The organism is Dietzia sp. DQ11-38-2 (assembly GCF_014145055.1).
GTDB lineage: Bacteria > Actinomycetota > Actinomycetes > Mycobacteriales > Mycobacteriaceae > Dietzia.
Genome location: NZ_JAALDW010000332.1, coordinates 1 through 1,733 on the forward strand (window position 1 = coordinate 1; position 1,733 = coordinate 1,733).

Annotated in this window: 1 protein-coding gene; it reads left to right on the top strand. The window is 72.2% G+C overall.

The genetic code is table 11. The features are described from left to right. The first annotated feature begins 229 nt into the window (after window positions 1-229). Window positions 230-1,690 carry an FAD-dependent oxidoreductase gene (locus G6026_RS11540; protein WP_182613258.1) on the top strand — a complete coding sequence of 487 codons (1,461 nt, stop codon included), beginning with the start codon at window positions 230-232 and terminating at the stop codon, window positions 1,688-1,690. Window positions 1,691-1,733 lie beyond the last annotated feature (43 nt).

Sequence of the window (1,733 nt, forward strand, 5' to 3'; positions counted from 1 at the left end):
GAGCTCGAGCGGGCCGGCTGGCGTACGCGCGCGCTGAGCGGGCAGTCCGCGCGGAACCCGACCGCCGGCCTCGTGCTGAGCTACTCGCGACTGGTCGCGCGCGACGCGGAGGAGTTCGCCGCGACCCTGCGCACTGTGATCGGGCGGTGAACCCGAGCGGGTGCGAGCCACGGTGCGCGGCCTTACAGTTGCCGCGCGAGGTTCGTACCGAGCTCAGAGGAGACGCACGATGGGCACATCATTCTGGCGACGCACGACGATCGATCCCCCGGTGGCGGAGTTCCCCGAGGACGAGCACGTGGACATCGTGGTGGTGGGGGCGGGTTTCACCGGTCTGATCACCGCGCTGATCGCGGCCGCGCGGGGCAGTTCGGTGGTGGTGCTCGAGGCCCACACCGTGGGCGCGGGGGCCAGCGGTTCGACCACGGCCAAGGTCTCGGTTCTCCAGGGGACCCGACTGTCGACCATCCGTTCCCACCACGGTCTGGAGACCGCCCGCGCATACGCGGAGGCCAACCAGTACGGCCTGGACTGGTGGGCGGAGTTCTGCGGGTCCCACGGGGTGGACGTGCAGAGGCCGCGCGCGGTCACCTTCTCGCGCGGCGTCAAGGGGACGAACACCCTGCGCGCGGAGAAGCGCACGCTCGACGCACTGGGTCTGCCCGCGCGGTGGTACGACCGGATCGACGTCCCGTTCCCCGCCCGGTCCGCCGTGGAGGTGCCCGACCAGATGCAACTCGATCCCGTCGAGGCTCTCGGGGCACTGGTCCGCGCCGCGTCGGCGCTCGGGGTCCGGATCATCGAGCACTCCCGCGTCACGGGACTGGACGTTCGCGGACACGACGGAGACGCCCACGTCCGTGTGCGCAGCGACGGGGGCACGTGCATGGCGCGCGACGTCGTGTTGGCCACCGCGTCCCCCGCTCTGGACCGCGGGCCCACCGTGGCCTCGATGGAGGCGGAACGGTCCTACCTCTGTGCGTTCGAATACCCCGGCGGTCTGGAGGAGGGGATGTACGGGTCGGTCGAGAGCCCGGTCCGCTCGCTGCGGACGGTGCCCGTGGGAGACCGTGAGGTCCTGCTCGTCGGCGGCAACGGCCACCGCACCGGCACGGCTTCGGGGACCGAGTCGAAGATCGACTCGTTGCGCGAGTACGCCGCGAAGCACTTCCCCTCCGCGGTGTTCACGCACGGATGGTCCGCGCAGGACTTCCACCCGGTCACGCTGCTGCCCAAATCCGGCCCGATGCCGTGGGGCAAGGGCCGTGTGCACTTCGCGGGCGGGTACAGCAAGTGGGGCCTGACCGGGGCGCCGGCGGCGGCCGGCATCATGGTGGACCGGCTCAGCGGGCGGGAGCCGCGGGTCTCCTTCGGTCGACCCTCGGTCACCGGTGTGCTGCGCACCTCGGTCTCGCTGTACGCCGATCTGCCGCTGCAGCTCGCGGCCACCGCCGTGCAGGCGGCCGTGCGTCCTCCCCGGCCGACCGTGCGGCCGATCGGGGAGGCGACCGCGGATGACGGCGGGACCTGCAGGGTCGGCCTCCTCTGCCCGCACATGGGCGCGGCGCTGAGTTGGAACGAGGCCGAGCGGTCGTGGGACTGCCCGTGGCACGGCTCGCGGTTCTCCGCGTGTGGCGAGTTGCTCGAGGGGCCGGCGACGCGGGATCTCACGCGCTACGACACGACCTGACCGGGGAGCCCAACTGGACGTCCGTCCGGATACTGGCGGGGGA